General features: G+C 55.3%; 3 rRNA genes. All 3 read left to right on the forward strand.

Features of this window, described 5'->3' with window-relative positions:
• Positions 1–410 precede the first annotated feature (410 nt).
• Positions 411–1,927, forward strand: a 16S ribosomal RNA gene (locus NA12_RS32815).
• A gap of 330 nt (positions 1,928–2,257) precedes the next feature.
• Positions 2,258–5,394 (forward strand): 23S ribosomal RNA (locus NA12_RS32820).
• A gap of 120 nt (positions 5,395–5,514) precedes the next feature.
• Positions 5,515–5,631: ribosomal RNA gene (rrf, locus tag NA12_RS32825) — 5S ribosomal RNA — on the forward strand.
• The 16S, 23S and 5S rRNA genes sit together here, the layout of an rRNA operon.
• Positions 5,632–5,818 lie beyond the last annotated feature (187 nt).

A 5,818-nucleotide genomic window follows, 5' to 3' on the forward strand; every position in this document is an offset into this window, starting at 1 on the left:
GTGTTGGTCGGCACGTAACTTTATTCGAGTCAGAGCGACACGGACACCGACTCAGCCCCTGGTTGAGACACGAGGTAGGACGTTGAGCGCCTGACTGATCATGTGTTCAGGGGTGATCGGATTTGCGTCCGGTTGGTTGCCTGGGCTACAGTACGAACCCTTGCCTCACTGAAACCCCTTCGAGAAGTTGTGGGTGGATGTGTGTGCGTGTGTTCTTTGAGAACTCAATAGTGTGTCGATGAATGTCAGTGCCAATAATATTTTATTGGTTCCAGCCTTCGCGTACCCCCGGTCGTGGAAGGTTGGACAAAAACAACAGCGAACTTTTTGCTGGTGTTTGGCTTTGCTAGGTTTTCGGACTCTAGTCTTTAGATTATTCTGATTGACCCTTCGGGGTTGGTTGAGAGTCTTCAACGGAGAGTTTGATCCTGGCTCAGGACGAACGCTGGCGGCGTGCTTAACACATGCAAGTCGAGCGGTAAGGCCCTTCGGGGTACACGAGCGGCGAACGGGTGAGTAACACGTGGGTGATCTGCCCTGTACTTCGGGATAAGCCTGGGAAACTGGGTCTAATACCGGATATGACCATGGAATGCATGTTCTGTGGTGGAAAGATTTATCGGTACAGGATGGGCCCGCGGCCTATCAGCTTGTTGGTGGGGTAACGGCCTACCAAGGCGACGACGGGTAGCCGACCTGAGAGGGTGACCGGCCACACTGGGACTGAGACACGGCCCAGACTCCTACGGGAGGCAGCAGTGGGGAATATTGCACAATGGGCGAAAGCCTGATGCAGCGACGCCGCGTGGGGGATGACGGCCTTCGGGTTGTAAACCCCTTTCGACAGGGACGAAGCGCAAGTGACGGTACCTGTAGAAGAAGCACCGGCCAACTACGTGCCAGCAGCCGCGGTAATACGTAGGGTGCGAGCGTTGTCCGGAATTACTGGGCGTAAAGAGCTTGTAGGCGGTCTGTCGCGTCTTCTGTGAAAACTTGGGGCTCAACCTTAAGCTTGCAGGGGATACGGGCAGACTAGAGTACTTCAGGGGAGACTGGAATTCCTGGTGTAGCGGTGAAATGCGCAGATATCAGGAGGAACACCGGTGGCGAAGGCGGGTCTCTGGGAAGTAACTGACGCTGAGAAGCGAAAGCATGGGTAGCAAACAGGATTAGATACCCTGGTAGTCCATGCCGTAAACGGTGGGTACTAGGTGTGGGTTTCCTTCCACGGGATCCGTGCCGTAGCTAACGCATTAAGTACCCCGCCTGGGGAGTACGGCCGCAAGGCTAAAACTCAAAGGAATTGACGGGGGCCCGCACAAGCGGCGGAGCATGTGGATTAATTCGATGCAACGCGAAGAACCTTACCTGGGTTTGACATACACCGGAAACCTGCAGAGATGTAGGCCCCCTTGTGGTCGGTGTACAGGTGGTGCATGGCTGTCGTCAGCTCGTGTCGTGAGATGTTGGGTTAAGTCCCGCAACGAGCGCAACCCTTATCTTATGTTGCCAGCGCGTAATGGCGGGGACTCGTGAGAGACTGCCGGGGTCAACTCGGAGGAAGGTGGGGACGACGTCAAGTCATCATGCCCCTTATGTCCAGGGCTTCACACATGCTACAATGGCCGGTACAGAGGGCTGCGATACCGTGAGGTGGAGCGAATCCCTTAAAGCCGGTCTCAGTTCGGATCGGGGTCTGCAACTCGACCCCGTGAAGTTGGAGTCGCTAGTAATCGCAGATCAGCAACGCTGCGGTGAATACGTTCCCGGGCCTTGTACACACCGCCCGTCACGTCATGAAAGTCGGTAACACCCGAAGCCGGTGGCCTAACCCTTGTGGAGGGAGCCGTCGAAGGTGGGATCGGCGATTGGGACGAAGTCGTAACAAGGTAGCCGTACCGGAAGGTGCGGCTGGATCACCTCCTTTCTAAGGAGCACTTCTACATGAGCACCTCGAAGAGTCGAGAGTGGTTGTGTCAGAGACCGTTTAGTTCCCTTTCGTGGAGCTGCGGACGCTCATGGGTGGAACACTGACAACTTTCATCGCACTCGGTCGAGGCTCTGTCTTCGATCGCGATGGGTATACCGACACACTATTGGGTCCTGAAAGAACACGCGAGTGTCTTTCAAGGCAAAGCAAACGATCCGAAGGGTTGTCCTCGATACCGCCGACTGGTTTAGGTCGAGTTGGTCTGGGAAATCAAACTCTTTCGGGTGTGTTGTTTGAGAACTGCACAGTGGACGCGAGCATCTTTGTTAGTAAGTGTTTAAGAGCGTACGGTGGATGCCTTGGCACCAGGAGCCGATGAAGGACGTAGGAGGCTGCGATAAGCCTCGGGGAGCTGTCAACCGAGCTGAGATCCGAGGATTTCCGAATGGGGAAACCCAGCACGAGTGATGTCGTGTTACCCGCATCTGAATATATAGGGTGTGTGGAGGGAACGTGGGGAAGTGAAACATCTCAGTACCCACAGGAAGAGAAAACAACAGTGATTCCGTGAGTAGTGGCGAGCGAAAGCGGATGAGGCTAAACCGTGTACATGTGATACCCGGCAGGGGTTGTGTATGCGGTGTTGTGGGGTCTTCTTTCTTGATTCTGCCGGATCAAGCGAGAGTAAGAAACCGTTGTGTTAGTCGAAGTGGTCTGGAACGGCCCGTCGTAGAGGGTGATAATCCCGTAGACGAAAACTCAACGGCTCTCGTAGAAGATACCCGAGTAGCAGCGGGCCCGTGAAATCTGCTGTGAATCTGCCGGGACCACCCGGTAAGCCTGAATACTCCCTGGTGACCGATAGCGGACTAGTACCGTGAGGGAAAGGTGAAAAGTACCCCGGGAGGGGAGTGAAATAGTACCTGAAACCGTGCGCTTACAATCCGTCAAAGCCTTCGCAACCTTTGGTTGTGTGGGGTGATGGCGTGCCTTTTGAAGAATGAGCCTGCGAGTCATCGGTGTGTGGCGAGGTTAACCCGTTGAGGGGTAGCCGTAGCGAAAGCGAGTCTGAATAGGGCGAAATTTAGTCGCACATTATGGACCCGAAGCGGAGTGATCTACCCATGGCCAGGGTGAAGCGACGGTAAGACGTCGTGGAGGCCCGAACCCACTTAGGTTGAAAACTGAGGGGATGAGCTGTGGGTAGGGGTGAAAGGCCAATCAAACTCCGTGATAGCTGGTTCTCCCCGAAATGCATTTAGGTGCAGCGTCACGTGTTTCACATCGGAGGTAGAGCTACTGGATGGCCTAGGGGGCCTACAAGCTTACCGAAGTCAGCCAAACTCCGAATGCCGGTGTGTGAGAGCGTGGCAGTGAGACTGCGGGGGATAAGCTTCGTAGTCGAGAGGGAAACAGCCCAGATCGCCGGCTAAGGCCCCTAAGCGTGTACTAAGTGGAAAAGGATGTGGGGTCGCTTAGACAACCAGGAGGTTGGCTTAGAAGCAGCCACCCTTGAAAGAGTGCGTAATAGCTCACTGGTCAAGTGATCCTGCGCCGACAATGTAGCGGGGCTCAAGTACACCGCCGAAGCCGCGGCATTCACACAATAGCCCGTCCAACCCTTTGGGTTGGGCCAGGTGTGTGGATGGGTAGGGGAGCGTCCTGTGGCCGTGGAAGCAGCAGTGTGAACTAGCTGTGGAGGCCACGGGAGTGAGAATGCAGGCATGAGTAGCGAAAGACGAGTGAGAAACTCGTCCGCCGAATGACCAAGGGTTCCTGGGCCAGGTTAATCCGCCCAGGGTGAGTCGGGACCTAAGGCGAGGCCGACAGGCGTAGTCGATGGACAACGGGTTGATATTCCCGTACCCGTGTATCCGCGCCCAGTGCTGAATCAGTTGTGCTAACTGTCCAAATGTTGTTTTACTGAGCCTTCGGGCGAGGGGAATGACGGCTGCACAGGACCCCGGTTGTAGTAGGTAAGCGATGGGGTGACGCAGGAAGGTAGCTGGGCCAGGTGATGGAATACCTGGTGTAAGCGTGTAGGGCGTTGTGTAGGCAAATCCGCACAACATATAGCTTGAGACGTGATGCGTACCCGTTGAGGGGAATTCAGTGATCCTATGCTGCCGAGAAAAGCCTCTAGCGAGCTGGTACACGGCCCGTACCCCAAACCGACACAGGTGGTCAGGTAGAGAATACTAAGGCGATCGAGAGAACTGTGGTTAAGGAACTCGGCAAAATGCCCCCGTAACTTCGGGAGAAGGGGGACCACGCCTGGTGAAGGGTTTTACACCTGGAGCTGGGTGGGGTCGCAGAGACCAGAGAGAAGCGACTGTTTACTAAAAACACAGGTCCGTGCGAAGTCGTAAGACGATGTATACGGACTGACGCCTGCCCGGTGCCGGAAGGTTAAGAGGACCGGTTAGCGGATTTATCCGCGAAGCTGAGAATTTAAGCCCCGGTAAACGGCGGTGGTAACTATAACCATCCTAAGGTAGCGAAATTCCTTGTCGGGTAAGTTCCGACCTGCACGAATGGCGTAACGACTTCTCTGCTGTCTCAACCACAGACTCGGCGAAATTGCATTACGAGTAAAGATGCTCGTTACGCGCGGCAGGACGAAAAGACCCCGGGACCTTCACTATAGCTTGGTATTGGTGTTCGGTACGGTTTGTGTAGGATAGGTGGGAGACTGTGAAAGCGGCACGCTAGTGTTGTGGGAGTCGTCGTTGAAATACCACTCTGATCGTATTGGACTTCTAACCTCGGACCATGATCTGGTTCAGGGACAGTGCCTGGTGGGTAGTTTAACTGGGGCGGTTGCCTCCTAAAATGTAACGGAGGCGCCCAAAGGTTCCCTCAGCCTGGTTGGCAATCAGGTGTTGAGTGCAAGTGCACAAGGGAGCTTGACTGTGAGACTGACAGGTCGAGCAGGGACGAAAGTCGGGACTAGTGATCCGGCACCGGCAAGTGGAAGCGGTGTCGCTCAACGGATAAAAGGTACCCCGGGGATAACAGGCTGATCTTCCCCAAGAGTCCATATCGACGGGATGGTTTGGCACCTCGATGTCGGCTCGTCGCATCCTGGGGCTGGAGTAGGTCCCAAGGGTTGGGCTGTTCGCCCATTAAAGCGGCACGCGAGCTGGGTTTAGAACGTCGTGAGACAGTTCGGTCTCTATCCGCCGCGCGCGTTAGAAACTTGAGGAAGGCTGTCCCTAGTACGAGAGGACCGGGACGGACGAACCTCTGGTGTGCCAGTTGTTCCGCCAGGAGCACTGCTGGTTGGCTACGTTCGGAAGGGATAACCGCTGAAAGCATCTAAGCGGGAAGCCTGTTCCAAGATGAGGTTTCTCTCCACCTTGAGTGGTTAAGGCCCCCTACAGACCATGGGGTTGATAGGCCAGAATTGGAAGCCAAGTAATTGGTGTAGGTGACTGGTACTAATAGGCCGAGGGCTTACTGACGAAGGTGTTACGCGTCCACTGTGCGGTTTCTGAAACAACAGACACTGCAGCACACTCCACCATTCTGATCCTGTGAGGGGTTGGGTTATGGTGGGGGAGCGCTGTCTAGTTTCATAGAGTTACGGTAGTTATAGCGGTGGGGAAACGCCCGGTCCCATTCCGAACCCGGAAGCTAAGGCCACCTGCGCCGATGGTACTGCACTCGACAGGGTGTGGGAGAGTAGGACACTGCCGGAACATCATTGCGAAAGGCCCTCCAACTTCGGTTGGAGGGCCTTTTTGCGTTCCGCGACAACTGATTTCGCGAGCACATGGGTAACTCACCGGGAACTTCCGGCCCTGTACCACCGTCACGCCGCCGGCCCGCCGACAAACTCCTGAGAACTCTTCGACCGGCAAAAGTCGCGGAGTGGCGGAACAGCTA

It is taken from the genome of Nocardia alba NBRC 108234 (assembly GCF_001612665.1).
Classification (GTDB): domain Bacteria; phylum Actinomycetota; class Actinomycetes; order Mycobacteriales; family Mycobacteriaceae; genus Nocardia; species Nocardia alba.